This is a genomic window from Paraburkholderia sp. CNPSo 3076 (assembly GCF_026343935.1).
Lineage (GTDB): Bacteria > Pseudomonadota > Gammaproteobacteria > Burkholderiales > Burkholderiaceae > Paraburkholderia > Paraburkholderia nodosa.
The window spans coordinates 240,789-256,244 of the sequence record NZ_JAPMAL010000006.1; the positions used below are offsets into that span (position 1 = coordinate 240,789).

A 15,456-nucleotide genomic window follows, 5' to 3' on the forward strand; every position below is an offset into this window, starting at 1 on the left:
AAACTCCATGTCCGCTCTTCCCACTCAACTTCCGGTGCGCGCTCGCGCGGCCAGTTTGTCGTTGCAGGAGGCGCTCGCCGACTTGCCCGCGCTTGCGAATGAAATCGGCAACGACGCGGCCGCGCGCGAAGCGCGCCGCGAATTGCCTTTCGAGGGCTTCGACGCGTTCCGGCGCTCAGGGCTGGGACGCCTCAGGCTGCCGGTGGAGTGGGGCGGCCTGGGCGGCTCGCTCGTGGACGAATTCGATGTGATCGCGACGCTGGCCGCGGCCGACAGCAATCTCGCGCACGCGCTGCGGATTCATTACGACCAGACCGAAGCGCTGCTGCTTTCGGCTCCCACGCCGTTCAACGATTTGCAGATCCAGCGCGTGATCGACGGCGCCATTTTCGGGGGCGCCTCGACCGAGCTGGGTACGTCGCGTCCGGGCGAATACACCACGGCGCTCAGGCGCGACGGCGAGCATTACCGGCTCGACGGCCGCAAATACTATTCGACCGGCACGGCCTTTTCCGATTACGCGCGCTTGAGCGTGCTGAACGACGAGGGCCAGCCCGTGGTGGCCATCGTGCCGGTGCGGCGCGAAGGGCTCACGGTGCTCGACGACTGGGACGGCATGGGGCAGCGCATGACGGCGAGCGGCAGTCTCGTGTTCGAGAATCTGCTGGTGCGTGCGGACGAGATCACCGAACGCGGCCTGACGACACTCGCCGGCCGTCATGGCGGCGCGCTTCGGCAGCTCCACCTCGTGGCGGTGGCCGCGGGCATCGTTCGCAACGTGGTCGCGGATGCGAGGCGTTACGTGCTGGAGCACGGCCGCCCCGTACTGCACAGCACGGCGCCCTCCGCGCGCGAGGACGCCTTCATTCAGCAGGTCGTCGGCACGCTCTCCGCGCACAGTCATGCGATCGACGCGCTGGTGCGCGAGAACGCCCGCACGCTCGATCGATCGGCGCAGGCGATCCGCGCGGGTGCGCCGGACGCAGATCAGCTCGTGCTGGAAGGCGCGCTGGCGACGGCCCGCACGCAGCTCGTGGTGAGCAAGCTGGCGCTCGAAGCCGGCGAGCGCCTGTTCGAGGCCGGCGGCGCGTCGGCCACTTCGCGTGCGCACAATTTCGACCGGCACTGGCGCAACCTGCGCACGATCTTCAGTCACAACCCGCTGCTGCACAAAGCGCGTGTGGTGGGCGACTACGCCCTGAACGGCGTGACGACGCACCTCACCGAAGGCCGCGTATTTTGAAACCCATGATCCATGGAGAGTCCAGAAAATGAGCCGAACTACGTCGCGCCGCCTGCATTTGAACGTCAATATCCTGCATTCGGGCTTCGTGCCATCGGCGTGGCGTCTTGCCGATGCCGATCCGCTCGCGTTCGTCGACGTCGCGCACTATGTGCGGGTTGCGCAACTGGCCGAACGCGCGAAGTTCGACGCGGTCTTTCTCGCCGACAACGCGGCGATCATCGACCAGATCGACTTCCGTCCGATCACGGCGCTCGAGCCCACGGTGCTGCTGGCCAGCATTGCGGCGGCGACCACGCATATCGGCGTGATCGGCACGGCTTCGACGAGCTACAACGAGCCCTACAACATCGCGCGCCGCTTCGCCACGCTCGATCACGTCAGTCACGGCCGTGCGGGCTGGAATGTCGTGACGACGGCCGATTTGCCGTCGGCGCGTAATTTCGGCCACGACACGGTGCCCGATCACGCGCAGCGCTATGCGCGGGCTGCGGAGTTCACGGAACTCGTCAAGGCCCTCTGGGACAGCTGGGACGACGACGCCTTCATCGGCGACAAGGCGAGCGGCCGGTTCATCGACGCGACGAAGGTGCGGCCGGTCGCGCATGACGGACGCTTTTTCAGGGTGCAGGGGCCGCTGAATCTTCCGCGTGCGCCACAAGGTCATCCTGTGCTCGTGCAGGCGGGCGGATCGGGGGATGGCCGCGATCTCGCAGCGCGACACGCCGAGGCCGTGTTTTCCGCTTCGCAGTCGTTCGAGGAATCGGTGGCGTACCGGCGCGACCTCAATGCGCGCGCTTCGGCATACGGGCGCACGCAGGGCGTGCAGGTGCTCGCGGGCCTCACGACCATCGTCGGCGCGACCGAGGCTGAGGCGCTGCGGCGCCGCGACGAACTCGTCGAGCAGATTCCGTGGCGCTACAGTCTCACGCGCCTGGCCGGCACGCTGGGCCTGTCGCCCGATCAGCTCGACCTCGATGCGCGCCTGCCGGAGGACCTCGCGCTACCTAACGGCGGCAACGGCAATCACACGTTCTTTCAGGCCACGATCGCCGAGGCGCGGCGAGGCGGCCACACGGTTCGCGAGTTGATCCGCGCGCTCGCGGGCGGCGGCGGGCATCGCGTGATCGTCGGTACACCTGAGCAGATCGCCGACGATATCGAGCACTGGTTCAAGGGCGAGGCCGCCGACGGCTTCAACCTCATGCCCGACGCGCTGCCGGACGGGCTGGAGGCGTTCGTGAACGGCGTGGTGCCGATCCTGCAACGGCGTGGGCTCTTTCGAACCGAATACGAAGGCAACACCTTGCGCTCGCATCTCGGGTTCGAACGGCCGGGCGTGCGTGGGGAGGCGATTGGCGCGGAACTTCAACGCGCCTGACGCGGGGCTTGCGCGGCGCGCTTCGGGCGCCGCGAGCACGCAATTCAGCGGCGCAGGCCAGCCTCGTGTAACAGAGGCAGCACGCGTTCGCCGAAGAAATCGAGGTCAGGCTGAAAATCGTAGAAGCTCAGTTGCACGCCGTCGATGCCTGCCGCGTGAAGCTTGATGATCTTGTCGGCCACCTCATCGGGCGAGCCCACGATCGCGGTGTTGCCGCCCACCGCGCGTGAGGCCGCCTTCGCGCGATCCTCGAGACCGCCGCGCCATGCGTGCGCGTCGCTGTCGAAGCGGTGAAAGCTTCCTTCGTCGGCGTGCGCGACGATGGCGTCGTGATAGGCGCGCGCCTCGGCGGCGGTCTCGCGGCAGATCACCATCGGATTGATCAGCGTGCGCACCTCGCGCCCATACGCGCGCGCCGCGCCCTTCACACGCGCGGTGTGCGCGGGCAGCGCTTCCAGCGCGCGATCGATCTGCGATCCCGCCGGGCTCGTGATGAACACCACGTCGGAGTAGCGCGCGGCGAAGTCGATCCCCGCGTCGGAGCCGGTCGCGTTGATGAGCAGCGGGCGCCCATAGCGCGGCTTGGGCGTGACGTACGCGCCTTGCAGGCGCCAGCCCGAAAGTTCCGGCTCGAAACTGAAGTTGTCCGGTTGCGCCCACAACTGCTGCACGGCGTCGAGGAATTCGGCGGCCATCTCATAGCGCCGGTCGTGCTCGATGCGGTTCCAGCCGAACATTTCGTGTTCGACGGCGCGGTGCCCCGTGACCACGTTGATGCCCCAGCGTCCGCGCGAGATGTGGTCGAGCGTGGCCGTGAACTTCGCGAAATGCAGCGGGTGCCAGGGCCCGTAGAGCACATGGGTCGTGGCGGCCAGGATGATGCGCTCGGTGCGCGCGGTCAGCGCCGCCAGCGTCATGAACGAGTCGAGCGCATGGCCGTCGAACACGCCGCCATAGCCGCCTTTCGGCAGCCATTGCGACAGGGCGAAAACGAGATCGAATCCGAGCGCTTCGCACTTCTGTACGAGCGCGGCGTTGTAGTCGAATGACCAGTCCGTTCCGCGCGGCAGCGTCGATGCGCTCCATCCGCCAGCCTGGATCGGCAGGAACAGTCCCAGCATGAGCGGCTGCGCGAAGGCACGCGCCACCGGGCTATCGGAAAAGGCGGCGGGGGAGGCTACGGACACAAAGGGCGTCGATGCAACAGAAGGTGCACGCCGCGCGGCCACGGAATTTTCGCTCAAGACAGACATCCTGGAAGTTCGTTGCGGCGCCGGGCGCCGTGCTGGTCGATCGGTCGATCCATCGATTAAACACGCGCCGCGCGCGAATAACAAAGAAGCTTTTCTGCTTTCCAATTGATTTGTGGTGCTGCTGCGTTTGCAGTTCGGCGCACCGGTCATATGGATAGCAGCATCGCTTGGTTAGCGCGCGAGGAGGCCGTTGCTACGATTGCAGCATTGTCGCCACGGCGCGAAATTCCCCGGCTCTCGCAGATCGCAACGTTTAGCCTCGCTTAGCCTCATTGATATCGGAACGCATCAGCATGTCACGTTTGACCCGTCGAGAATTTCTTGTTGCAAGCGGCGCGGCCGCCGCTGTAGCGGGGTTGCCAGCGCTCGCCCGCGCCCAGGGCGCCGTTACGCGCCAACGCGGTGGCACGTTGAACGTGCTGATCAATCCCGAGCCGCCCGTGCTGGTGTCGATCTTCCAGACCACGGGACCGGCGCTCGCCGCAAGCTCGAAGGTACTGGAAGGACTGCTTGCCTATGACTTCGACCTGCGAGCGCAACCGCAGCTGGCTACCGCCTGGAGTGTGAGCCCCGACGGTCTGCGCTACACGTTCAAGCTGCGGCAGAACGTGCGCTGGCACGATGGTCAGCCGTTCACTTCCGCGGACGTGGCGTTCTCGGTCGATTTGCTCAAAGCGATTCACCCGCGCGGACGCAGTACCTTTGCGAACGTGACGAAGGTGCAGACGCCCGACGCGAGCACGGCCATCATCGAATTGTCGAAGCCCGCGCCATTTCTGCTCAAGGCGCTTTCGGCCGGCGAGTCGCCGATCGTGCCGAAGCACCTGTACGCCACGGGCGATCCGCTTACGAACCCGCACAACAACGCGCCGATTGGCACCGGGCCGTTTCGCTTCAAGTCGTGGACGCGCGGCGCGAGCATCGTGTACGAGCGCAATCCCGACTACTGGGACACGGGCAAGCCGTATATCGATGCGCTCGTCTACAAAGTCATTCCCGATCCGGCCGCGCGCTCGGCGGCGTTTGAAACCGGCGCGCTCGATCTGGGCGGCGAGAATCCCGTGCCGCTCACCGACTTGCCGCGCCTCACGCAACTGCCGCTGCTCGTGACCGAAACGCGCGGCTATCGCTTCCTCGAGCCTTTGGCCGAGATCGATTTCAATCTCGATCATCCGGTGCTCAAGGACCCGCGCGTGCGCCAGGCCATCGCGCATGCGATCAATGCGCAGGTCGTGCAAAAGACCGTGGCCTACGGTTATGCGGACGTCTCGCCCACGCCCATCACGCCCGCTTCGCCGTATCACGATGCGCAGATCACGCCCTACGCGTTCGACCCCCATGCGGCCGAGGCGCTGCTCGATGCGGCAGGCAAGCCGCGCGGCGCGGATGGTGTGCGCTTCAGGCTGACGCACGATTACCTGCCGTATGGCGACATGTACCAGCGCCAGGCCGGCTACGTGAAATCGGCGCTCGCGCGCGTGGGTATCGACGTCACGGTGCGCTCGCAGGATCTGCCGTCATTTCTCAAGCGTGTCTACGCCGACCGCCAGTTCGACTTCACGAGCATCGGCGTCAACACGCTGTTCGATCCGGCCGTGGGCGTGCAGCGCCTTTACTGGTCGAAGAATATCCGCCCCGGCGTGCCGTTCTCGAATGCGCCGCATTACAGCAGCGCGGAAGCGGACCGTCTGCTCGAAGCGGCGTCGGTCGAAATCGACGAAAGCCGCCGCGTGAACCTCTACAAACAGTTCCAGCAGACCGTGTACCGCGATCTGCCGATCCTCAATCTCGTCGCGCCGCGCATGGTCACGCTCGCCAACCGGCGCGCGCACGATCACACGGTGAGCGCGCAGGGTCTGGAAGGGAACTTCGCCGATGTCTGGCTGAGCGCCTGACTGCGCGCCTGCCGCGCATCGCAACCCGCAAAGGAGCCCGACGATGAGCCGAAGCGCCCGCTGGCAAACGATCCTGCGCCGCACCGCCTGGCAGGCGCTGCCCACGGTGCTGGGCATCGTGATCCTCAACTTCTTCCTGCTCAAGCTGATGCCGGGCGACGCCGCCGACGTGATCGCCGGCGAAGCCGGCTCCGCGACGACGGAAACGATGACGATGCTGCGCGCGAAGTTCGGGCTCGACCAGCCCTTGCTCGTGCAGCTCGCGACGTACCTGAAGCATCTCGCGCATTTCAGCCTTGGCTATTCGCCACGCTACGACATGCCCGTGATGCAGCTGATTCTTTCGCGGTTGCCCAACACCTTGCTGCTGATGGGCGTGGCGCTTTCGCTCGCGCTCGTCGCCGGCGTGGTGCTCGGCGCCGTGATGGCGCACTGGGCCGGCAAGTGGCCCGATCGCGTGCTATCGGTGTTCGCGCTGCTGTTCTATTCGACGCCTGGGTTCTGGATCGGCCTGCTCGCCATCATTCTGTTCGCGGTCCGGCTAGGGTGGCTGCCGAGCGGCGGCAACGTCACGATCGGGGCGGACCTGCACGGCTTCGCCTACGTCGCCGATGTCGCGAGGCACGTGTTGCTGCCCGCAGCGACGCTCGCCAGCTTCTTCGTCGCGATCTACGCGCGCATTACGCGTGCCGCGATGATCGAAGTGCAGCGCCAGGACTTCGTGCGCACGGCGCACGCGAAAGGTCTGCATCCGTGGCGCGTGACGTTGCGGCACGTGCTGCGTAACGCGCTGATGCCGCTCACCACGCTCGTGGGGCTGCATTTCGGCACGCTGCTTGGCGGCGCGGCGGTGACCGAGACCGTATTCAGCTGGCCAGGGCTGGGCCGCCTGGCACTCGATGCGGTGCTGGCGCGCGACTTCAGCGTGCTGCTGGGTGTGCTGCTGCTGTCGTCGCTGCTCGTCATCGTCGCGAACGTCGTGGTCGATCTGCTGCAGGCGTGGCTCGATCCGCGCGTTGGCTAACGGAGGAACCTCAATGAGTTTCGAATCGCCGGATCTGCCGGTTGACGCACGAAGCGCAGCCGCGCGCCAGGGTTCGCCGTGGCGGCGTCGGTTGGCGTTCGCGCTGCTTGGCCGCCGCGGCGCCGATCGCGAAAGCGCAGCCACACGCCGCTCCGGACACGCTTTCTGGCGCGCGCTGCTGCGCAACCCTTCGGCCTGCGCAGGCATGGCGCTGCTCGCGGCATTCGTTGTGCTCGCCGTGCTCGCGCCGCGGCTCTATCCGGGCGACCCGCTCGACATGGTGGGTGGGCCGTTCGAATGGCCGGGCAGCGACCCGCAATTCTGGCTTGGCACCGATTCGCTCGGGCGCGACGTGGCGGCCGGCATCGCGCATGGCGCGCGCGTCTCGCTGCTGATCGGCGCGGCCTCGGCAGGCATCGGGCTCGTGATCGGCACGCTGGTGGGCGCCATCGGCGGCTATTTCGGAGGCCTGGTCGACGACGCGCTGGTGCGTCTCACCGAACTGTTCCAGACCGTGCCGTCCTTCCTGCTGGTGATCGTGCTCGTGGCGATCGGGCGGCCCAATGTGGTGGTGATCGCGCTCGCCATTGGCATTGCCTCGTGGCCCACGGTCGCGCGAATCGTGCGCGCGGAATTCCGTACGCTGCGGCGTTCGGAATTCGTGCTCGCGGCGCGCAGCCAGGGGTTCAGCAACACGCGCATCATTTTTGGCGAAATCCTGCCCAATGCGCTGCCGCCCGTGATCGTCACGGCTTCGGTGATGGTGGCGAGCGCGATCCTGATCGAATCGTCGCTGTCGTTCCTCGGCATGGGCGACCCCAATGTCATGAGCTGGGGGGCGATGATCGGCGCCGGCCGCGATTCGCTGCGCACGGCGTGGTATCTCACGGCGATTCCCGGCGCGGCCATCGTGCTTGCGGTGCTCGCCCTCAATCTGCTCGGCGACGGCCTGGCCGAGGCCCTCAATCCGCGCCAGCGGCAACGACCGTAAAGGTGTCTCGTGAGCCAATTGCTTGAAGTGCGCGATCTGCGCGTGAGTTTTGGGGCGCACGAAGCGGTGCGCGGGGTGAGCTTCGACATCGCGGCAGGCGAGACGCTCGCGCTGGTGGGCGAGTCGGGCAGCGGCAAATCCGCCACGGCGCTTTCGCTCATGCAGCTCGTTCCCGAGCCCGGGCGCGTCACGGGTAGCGTGCGCTTCGAAGGGCGCGAGCTGTTGGGCTTGCCGCCCAGGTCGGTGCGCGAGCTGCGCGGCAAACAGATCTCGATGATCTTTCAGGAGCCGATGACCTCGCTGAATCCCGTGCTCAGCGTCGGCGCGCAGATCGTGGAGACGCTGCGCCAGCACGAAGCGCTGTCGCGCCGGGCCGCTCGCGTGCGCGCCGTCGAACTGCTCGATCTCGTGCGCATTGCCGAGCCGCAGCGCCGCTTCGACGACTACCCGCACGAGCTGTCGGGCGGCCAGCGACAGCGCGTGATGATCGCGATGGCCGTGGCGTGCCGCCCGCGTCTGCTGATCGCCGACGAACCCACCACCGCGCTCGACGTGACGATCCAGGCGCGCATCCTCGGACTGCTCGATGCGCTGCGGCGCGAGCTGTCGATGTCGCTCCTGCTGATCACGCACGACCTGGGCGTCGTGGCCGATCATGCGGACCGCGTGGCGGTGATGCTGGCCGGGCGCAAGGTCGAAGAAGCGCCGACGGCGGATCTCTTTGCGCGTCCGCGCCACGCCTATACGCGAGGGCTCCTGGGCGCTTCGCTCAATCTCGCCGATGATCTGCACTACCGCTCGTGGACCTTGCCGGAAATCCGCCACACGGCAGCGGCCGATCGGGCAGATCACACCGGCGAGGAGGCGGGCTTCGTGGTAGTGCCGCGCAAGGCGCCCGAGCGTACCGCTTCGAACCTTCAGGCGACGGACGCCGCGCCGCTGCTCGCCGTGCGCGACCTGCGCGTGGCGTACCCGCAGCGCCATGGCGCACCGGCGTTCCACGCCGTCGACGGCGTCTCGTTCGATATCGGCCGGGGCGAGTCGGTCGGGCTCGTGGGCGAGTCGGGCTGCGGCAAGTCCACGCTTTCGCGCGCGATCATGCGCCTCGTGCCGGTTGCGGGCGGCTCGATCGCGCTTGATGGCACCGAACTCGTCCCGCTCCGCGAGCGCGCGTTGCGGCCGTTGCGGCGCAAGGTGCAGATGGTCTTTCAGGATCCCTATGCATCGCTGAATCCGCGCCGCACCGTGGGCGACATTCTCGAAACCGTGCTGGGCGTGAATGGGGTTGGCGACGCAGCGGCGCGCCGTGTACGTGTGCGCTCGGCGCTCGAGCGCGTGGGCCTTCCCGCGGCGGCGCTCGCGCGCTTTCCGCATGAATTCTCGGGCGGGCAGCGTCAGCGTATTGGCATTGCACGCGCGCTCGTGCTCGAACCCGCATTGCTGATCTGCGATGAGCCGGTATCGGCGCTGGACGTCTCGATCCAGGCGCAGATCCTCAATCTGCTCGTCGAACTCAAACGCGAGCTGGGGCTTTCCATGCTCTTCATCTCGCACGATCTTTCGGTCGTGCGCTACATCGCCGACCGTGTGCACGTGATGCAAGAGGGCAAGGTCGTCGAGAGCGGCGACCATCAGGACATCTGGCGCGCGCCGCGCCACCCGTATGCGCGTGCGCTGCTCGCCGCGATTCCAGGGCGCGAACTGGAGGCCGAAGCGGCCTGAAGCGCGCAGGGGAGAGGCGCAGCAGTCAGCGTGAATCCGGTTTGAGTGCTTCAATGTGCATTGCGCCGCCTTTGCCGGTTGGCCGACGCGGTTCGCCGTGCCGTGCTCCGATCCACTCCCAATTCTGGCCCCTATGACGAACCCTACCGAAATCAAGGCTCTTGTATTCGACGTCTTCGGCACGGTTGTGGACTGGCGAAGCGGCGTCGCGAGGGAAGCCGCCGCTTTTCTGCAGCGCCACGCGCCGAACCTCGATGCTTTCGAGTTCGCCGACGCCTGGCGGCGCGAGTATTCGCCTTCCATGGAGGAAATCCGCAGCGGACGCCGGCCCTACGTGCGCCTCGACGTGCTGCATCGCGAGAATCTCGTGAAGGTGCTGGCGCATCACGGTATTGCCGGCGTGACTCACGCCGAGATCGACGAACTCAACCTGGCCTGGCATCGTCTCGATCCGTGGCCGGACGCGGTCGAGGCGCTGAATCGCCTGACACGTCGCTTCATCATCGCCCCCTTGTCGAACGGCAACATCCGGCTCATGGTGGATGTGGCCAGGCGCGCTGGTCTGCCATGGGACGCCATTCTCGGCGCCGAAGTGGTGCGCGCGTACAAACCCTCGCCGCAGGTGTACAGCGAGACGGCGGACATTCTGGGTCTCGCGCCCGCCGAACTGTGCCTTGTCGCGGCGCATAACGGCGACCTGGCCGCGGCGCGCCGGCTCGGCCTTTCGACCGCTTTCGTCGTGCGGCCGACCGAGCACGGTCCCGATCAGAAAACCGACCTGAAGGCGGAAGAGGCCTGGGATTTCGTGGTGAACGATCTAAACGAGCTTGCGAGTCAGCTTGATGCCTCGATAGATTGAGCTTTTAATGGTAGTTGCCATGGAGGACGTCTCTCGAGATCAGGGGCCATATGCGCTGCACAAACTGTGGCTTCGAATGCCGCGACGGCGCGAGATTTTGCGAGCAGTGCGGCACCATCGTCGCTCATATGCCGTCGCTGCGGCCCCCTGCCGATTACACGCCTTCGCACCTGGCCGAGCAGGTCCAGGCTGCGCAGGCGGCGCTCGAAGCCCGCGGCAAGGCCGTCAGCGAACGTAAGACCATTACCGCGTTGTTTGCGGACATGGCCGGCTCGACGGCACTCATATACGGTCTGGATCCGGAAGAGGCTCATCGGCTGATCGCTCCCGTCCTCGAGTTGATGATGGAGGCCGTTCACCATTACGAGGGCTTCGTAGCGAAATTGCTCGGCGACGGCATTCTGGCCTTGTTCGGCGCGCCGATCGCGCACGAGGATCATCCGCAGCGCTCGCTCTACGCGGCGCTCAGAATGCAGCAGGCGATGCGTCGTCATAGCGACCGCATTCGCCTCGAGCGCGGCATTCCCTTGCAGATCCGGGTGGGTGTCCACACCGGAGAGGTTCTCATGCGCTCCATCCACAAGAACGACTTGCAAGCGGACTATGACCCGGTCGGCAACACGATCCACATCGCCTCGCGCATGGAAGCCATTGCTACCCCGGCATCGATACTGGTGAGCCAGTCCACCTACAGGCTGACCGAGGGGTATTTCGAGTTCAAGGCCTTGGGGCAGACACAGGTCAAAGGCGTGGTCGAACCGCTTGCCGTCTACGAGGTGCAGGGGCCGGGCGTGCTACGCACACGTCTTCAAGTGGCCGAGCGGCGCGGGTTGGCCCGGTTCGTCGGACGCGAGCCTGAACTCGAATCACTGCGCAGAGCGCTCGATGCGACGCGAACCGGGCAATGCAGCATCGTCGGCGTAGTCGGCGAAGCGGGCGTGGGGAAATCGAGGCTTTTTCACGAGTTCAAACGCTCGGCGCTAAAAGGGTGCCTCGTGGTGGAGACATTCTCGGTCTCGCACGGCAAGTCGTTCGCGTATTTGCCACTCGTCGAATTGCTGAAGAACTACTTTCAGATCACATCGGAAGACGACGAACGGCGATGCCGCGAAAAGGTGACGGGCCGGGTGCTCTCCCTCGACCGCAATCTCGAGGACGGTGTGCCGTATTTGCTTCATCTGCTTGCGATCGGTGAACCCGGTCCGGCTCTTGCGCAAATGGATTCGCAAATCCGGCGCGACCGCACGTTCGAGGCGATCACGCAGCTCTTCGTGCGCGAAAGCGCGAACGAACCCGTGGTCCTGGTGTTCGAGGACTTGCAGTGGCTCGACAGCGAGACGCAAGCCTTCCTTGCTTACCTCGTTGAGCGCGTATCGAGTGCGCACCTTCTGTTGCTGCTGAACTATCGCCCGGAGTATCAGCATGAATGGGGCGATCGCGCCGGGTATGCGCAACGGGTGCTGGAGCCGCTGGATCGTGCCGACGCACAGGGGCTCATCAGCGCGCTCGTCGGCGACGACCGGACGCTCGTTGGCGTCAAGCAGCATGTGCTCGACAAGACGGAAGGCAATCCGTTTTTTATTGAAGAAGTGGTGCAGACATTGGCCGAGGAACGCGTGCTCGTGGGGGCGCCTGGCCACTACCGCATGGAAGTGGCGCCGGCTGCGCTACATATCCCGACCACGGTGCAGGGCGTGCTCGCGTCGCGTATCGATCGGCTGCTCGCCGTAGACAAAGATTTATTGCAGACGCTCGCGGTGATTGGGAAGACGTTCCCGGAAAATCTTGTCCGGTGTGTCGTCGACCTGTCCGACGACGAACTGCACGCGAGCTTGTCACGTCTGGAAGCGGGGGAGTTCATTTACGAGCAGCCCGCTTTTCCGGCGGTGGAATACGGCTTCAAGCATGCGTTGACGCAGGAAGTGGCGGGCGGTTCGATGCTTGCCGAGCGTCGCCGGCTGCTGCACGAACGCATCGGTCAGGCGATAGAGGCGCTATTCGATGGACGCATCAAGGACTACTGGAACGAACTCGCGCATCACTATAGCCTCAGCGGCAACGTACCGAAAGCGGTCGAGTATTTGCATCGCGCCGGTCAACAGGCGTGGCAGCGCTCGGCAAACTCCGAGGCGCTTCGCCAACTCGGCATGGCGCTCGATCTGCTCTCAGGCCTGCCTGAAACGCCCGAACGCGCCGATCGGGAGCTCGCATTGCGGCTCGCCATCGGGCCAGCCCTGATGGCCGCGAGAGGATGGGCCTCGCGCGACGTGGAGGCGACGTATTCGCGCGCGCTGGAGCTGTGCAGGCTGGCTGGGCAAACGCCGCATTTGTTCCGCGCTCAAACCGGGCTGCGGATGTTTTATCAGTTGAGCGCTGAATATAAAACGGCCAAAGAAATCGCCGAGCGGCTGCTCGAACTGGCAGAGCGCGCTGAGAATCCCACGCAAGTCATGGAAGCGCACTATCTGCTCGGCATGAGCTTGTTCAGGCTCGGTGAGCTTCCATCCGCACATGCCTACCTGGCCGGCTTGGCGAAGTCTTCTCTGCTGCAGGACGCCGGGCACCTCGATGAGGAAATCTTTGCGCACGGGCGGGATCCGCGAAGCGTGGGCGAAGGCAGCCTGGGCCTCGTTCTTTGGCATATGGGCTACCCGGACGGGGCGTTAAGGCATGCAGAACAAGCGCTCACTCGCGCCCGCTCGTTACACGATCTGGTCAGTCTCGGACAAACGCTCATTTTCAAGGCCGAGCTTCATCAATTGCGTCGCGAGGCCACGCAAACTGATGCCTGCGCCGAGGCCGCCATCGCCCTTGCGACGGAGCAAGGCTTTCCGATGATTCTCGCGTGGGCGACCATGCTCCACGGCTGGGCGCTATCGGAGGCAGGGAAAAAAGAAGAGGGGATTGCGCAAGTGCGCCGGGGTCTCACCGACTATGAAGCGACAGGCGCTCGCCTTGGCCGCTCGTACTTTCTGGCGTTGTTGTCTGAAACCTATGCAAGGGCGGGTTTGCGCGACGCCGGGCAACATGCGCTGTCCGAGGCACTCTCGGCTTGCGAAACGTCGGACGAACGGTATCACGAGCCCGAGTTGTACCGCCTGAAAGGCAAGTTGTCGCTGCTTTCAGCGGGTCTTGCCACCGGCGCAGCCGCGCAGCGCGATGCAGCGCAGGCGAGTTTCAACGAAGCCATCGCAACGGCTCGCGGCCGGGGTGCCAGATCGCTCGAACTTCGTGCGGCGTTGAGCCTGGCTACGCTTCTTAAGGAAGAAGGAAGCATGCATGCAGCCCGGCAGATACTCGCTCCTGTGTATGACTCGTTCACGGAAGGTTTCGGAACGGCAGACTTGCAAGAAGCCAGGGAATTGCTTGACGCGCTCGCGACGAACCTGAATCGATAATCGTCTGTGTTTGCGCGTCAGCGTGGCGTATCGGGAAAGCACATCGGCGGGCGGGCGCCGAAACGTCTGCCCGCCCATGCTTAGTCCGCCGCTTGCGCGGCGCTCACGTTGCGAGCGATCGTCGCGTTAGAAGCGATGGCGAATGCCCACGGTCGCCACGGCTTGCGAGTTCGAATCCGACGCGGAAACGCCCATGATGTCCGCGTGAATCTTGCCCTCGCCATCCACGACACGCTGATACGCGGCTTCGGCGTACAGGTCGGTACGCTTCGAAAGCGCGTAGTCGCCCTGCAGCGTGAACTGATGGAACTTCGGATTCACGCCTTCCAGGCTCGCGTCCGTGTACGTATAAGCGCCCGACACGGTGAACGCCGGCGTGAACGCATAGCGGCCATTGAGTTCATAGTTGCTGAAGCGCGCGCTGTTGCCGCCGAGCGAAGTCGTCGAGCTCGAGCCCGAGTTCGACGAGTTGATGGCCGTGAGATTGCTCAGCTGCGTTTGCGTGAAGACGAAGCCCACGTTGGCTGCGCCGAAGGCGTAGGTCAGGCCGGCGCCGTAGGTGCGCTGACGCGAAGCGGAGAAGGTGGCGTCGTCGCTGACCGCGCCGCTGCTGTTGATGGTCGAACCCGAGTTGTTCAGCTGAAGATAGCCCGCACCTGCCTTGAGGCCGCCGAACGAGTACGTGGCGCCGACACTGTATGCGCGGTTGTTCGCGAAGCCGCCGGCGGCGTTCGAGAAGCCGTACAGTGCATTGAACTTGAGGCCGCCGTAGTTCACGCTCTGGTACTTGAGCGAATTGCTCACGCGGAACGAGTTGTTGAGGTTGTCGTTGTCGTACGGGTGCGCGGCGAGCGTGCCGCCGTACTGCGTGCCGTTCAGCGACAGTCCGCCCAGGTTGTCGACCACGCTGTCGTACTGACGACCCAGCGTGACCGCGCCGGCCTGGTCGCTCGAAAGACCGATAAACGCCTGGCGGCCAAACATGCGGCTGCCTTGCTTCGCCGCGCCGGTCGAGATGCTGAAGCCGTTCTCGAGCACGAAGATCGTCTTGAGGCCGCCGCCGAGGTCTTCGCTACCGCGCAGGCCCCAACGGTTGCCGTTGAGTGCGCCGCTCGACTGTTGCACGTTCGAGCTGCCCGACTGGTTGCTCGTGTACAGGACGCCCGCGTCAATCAAACCGTAAAGCGTAACCGAGCTTTGCGCGTGTGCAGCGCTGGCGAAAGAAGCTGCGGCGACTGCGAGAGCGGATAGGGTGTTCTTTTTCATCGTGACTCCATTGCTTTGTTTATCGCTCGAATGCGAGCGAGCGCGCAGCATAACGCGATATCCGGAATGATTTTCAGAAATCGTGGCATGCCTGCCACGATTATTGGCTAACATTGCCTTACCTGTTCCAGACTATTACATACGCAGCTTGAGAGATCGAAATATCCGGTAAAACAAGGGACTTTCATCACGCCCATGCGATAATGTGAACGCGCTATTTATCGTATTTTGATCGTAATTTCTGGAAATATTTTGCAATCCATATTCCCGATCATTACCGTGAATGAATAACGCGAAGAAATACGCGTTGTTCCACGTTTCAAATCGACTGCGCGGTTCCCTGGCAAGACTCCCGGCGACGGGGTGCGACGAAACTGAGCGGGCGCGGCTGAGGTAAAATGCCGCCTTGAGCCCTCATCCATGC

The 15,456-nt window shown here is 64.8% G+C and carries 11 protein-coding genes; 9 read left to right on the forward strand and 2 right to left on the reverse strand.

Annotated elements, in window-relative coordinates:
- The first annotated feature begins 7 nt into the window (after window positions 1-7).
- Together M3A49_RS09585 and M3A49_RS09590 are read left to right on the forward strand one after the other, a co-directional pair.
- Window positions 8-1,243, forward strand: a complete 1,236-nt coding sequence (locus M3A49_RS09585) for an acyl-CoA dehydrogenase family protein (protein ID WP_266228479.1) — start codon at window positions 8-10, stop codon at window positions 1,241-1,243.
- Between the two features lie 28 nt (window positions 1,244-1,271).
- A complete protein-coding gene (locus tag M3A49_RS09590; protein WP_266228480.1) occupies window positions 1,272-2,624 on the forward strand; it encodes an LLM class flavin-dependent oxidoreductase in 1,353 nt (450 codons plus the stop codon).
- A gap of 44 nt (window positions 2,625-2,668) precedes the next feature.
- Here the strand turns inward: M3A49_RS09590 and M3A49_RS09595 are convergent, their stop codons facing one another.
- Window positions 2,669-3,853 carry an LLM class flavin-dependent oxidoreductase gene (locus tag M3A49_RS09595; RefSeq protein ID WP_266228508.1) on the reverse strand — a complete coding sequence of 395 codons (1,185 nt, stop codon included), beginning with the start codon at window positions 3,851-3,853 and terminating at the stop codon, window positions 2,669-2,671.
- On the opposite strand from M3A49_RS09595, the gene M3A49_RS09600 reads away from it, so the two are divergent.
- From M3A49_RS09600 to M3A49_RS09630, 7 genes are all read left to right on the forward strand, one after another.
- Window positions 3,744-3,986, forward strand: a complete 243-nt coding sequence (locus M3A49_RS09600) for a hypothetical protein (protein WP_266228512.1) — start codon at window positions 3,744-3,746, stop codon at window positions 3,984-3,986. The genes M3A49_RS09595 and M3A49_RS09600 overlap by 110 nt on opposite strands.
- A 184-nt stretch (window positions 3,987-4,170) precedes the next feature.
- A complete protein-coding gene (locus M3A49_RS09605) occupies window positions 4,171-5,772 on the forward strand; it encodes an ABC transporter substrate-binding protein (RefSeq protein ID WP_266228481.1) in 1,602 nt (533 codons plus the stop codon).
- Window positions 5,773-5,815: 43 nt separating this feature from the next.
- Window positions 5,816-6,796, forward strand: coding sequence for an ABC transporter permease (locus M3A49_RS09610; RefSeq protein WP_266228482.1), 981 nt, complete (start codon window positions 5,816-5,818; stop codon window positions 6,794-6,796).
- Between the two features lie 13 nt (window positions 6,797-6,809).
- Window positions 6,810-7,787: an ABC transporter permease gene (locus tag M3A49_RS09615; RefSeq protein ID WP_266228483.1), complete on the forward strand. Its 978-nt coding sequence runs from the start codon at window positions 6,810-6,812 to the stop codon at window positions 7,785-7,787.
- 9 nt (window positions 7,788-7,796) lie between these two features.
- Entirely contained in the window at window positions 7,797-9,509 is a 1,713-nt protein-coding gene (locus tag M3A49_RS09620; protein WP_266228484.1) for an ABC transporter ATP-binding protein, read from the forward strand.
- A gap of 133 nt (window positions 9,510-9,642) precedes the next feature.
- Complete coding sequence (locus M3A49_RS09625) at window positions 9,643-10,368, forward strand: haloacid dehalogenase type II (protein WP_266228509.1); 726 nt, start codon at window positions 9,643-9,645, stop codon at window positions 10,366-10,368.
- A gap of 50 nt (window positions 10,369-10,418) precedes the next feature.
- Window positions 10,419-13,766, forward strand: coding sequence for an AAA family ATPase (locus tag M3A49_RS09630; RefSeq protein ID WP_266228485.1), 3,348 nt, complete (start codon window positions 10,419-10,421; stop codon window positions 13,764-13,766).
- 126 nt (window positions 13,767-13,892) lie between these two features.
- On the opposite strand, the gene M3A49_RS09635 is transcribed toward M3A49_RS09630, so the two are convergent.
- Window positions 13,893-15,032, reverse strand: coding sequence for a porin (locus tag M3A49_RS09635; protein WP_266228486.1), 1,140 nt, complete (start codon window positions 15,030-15,032; stop codon window positions 13,893-13,895).
- Window positions 15,033-15,456 lie beyond the last annotated feature (424 nt).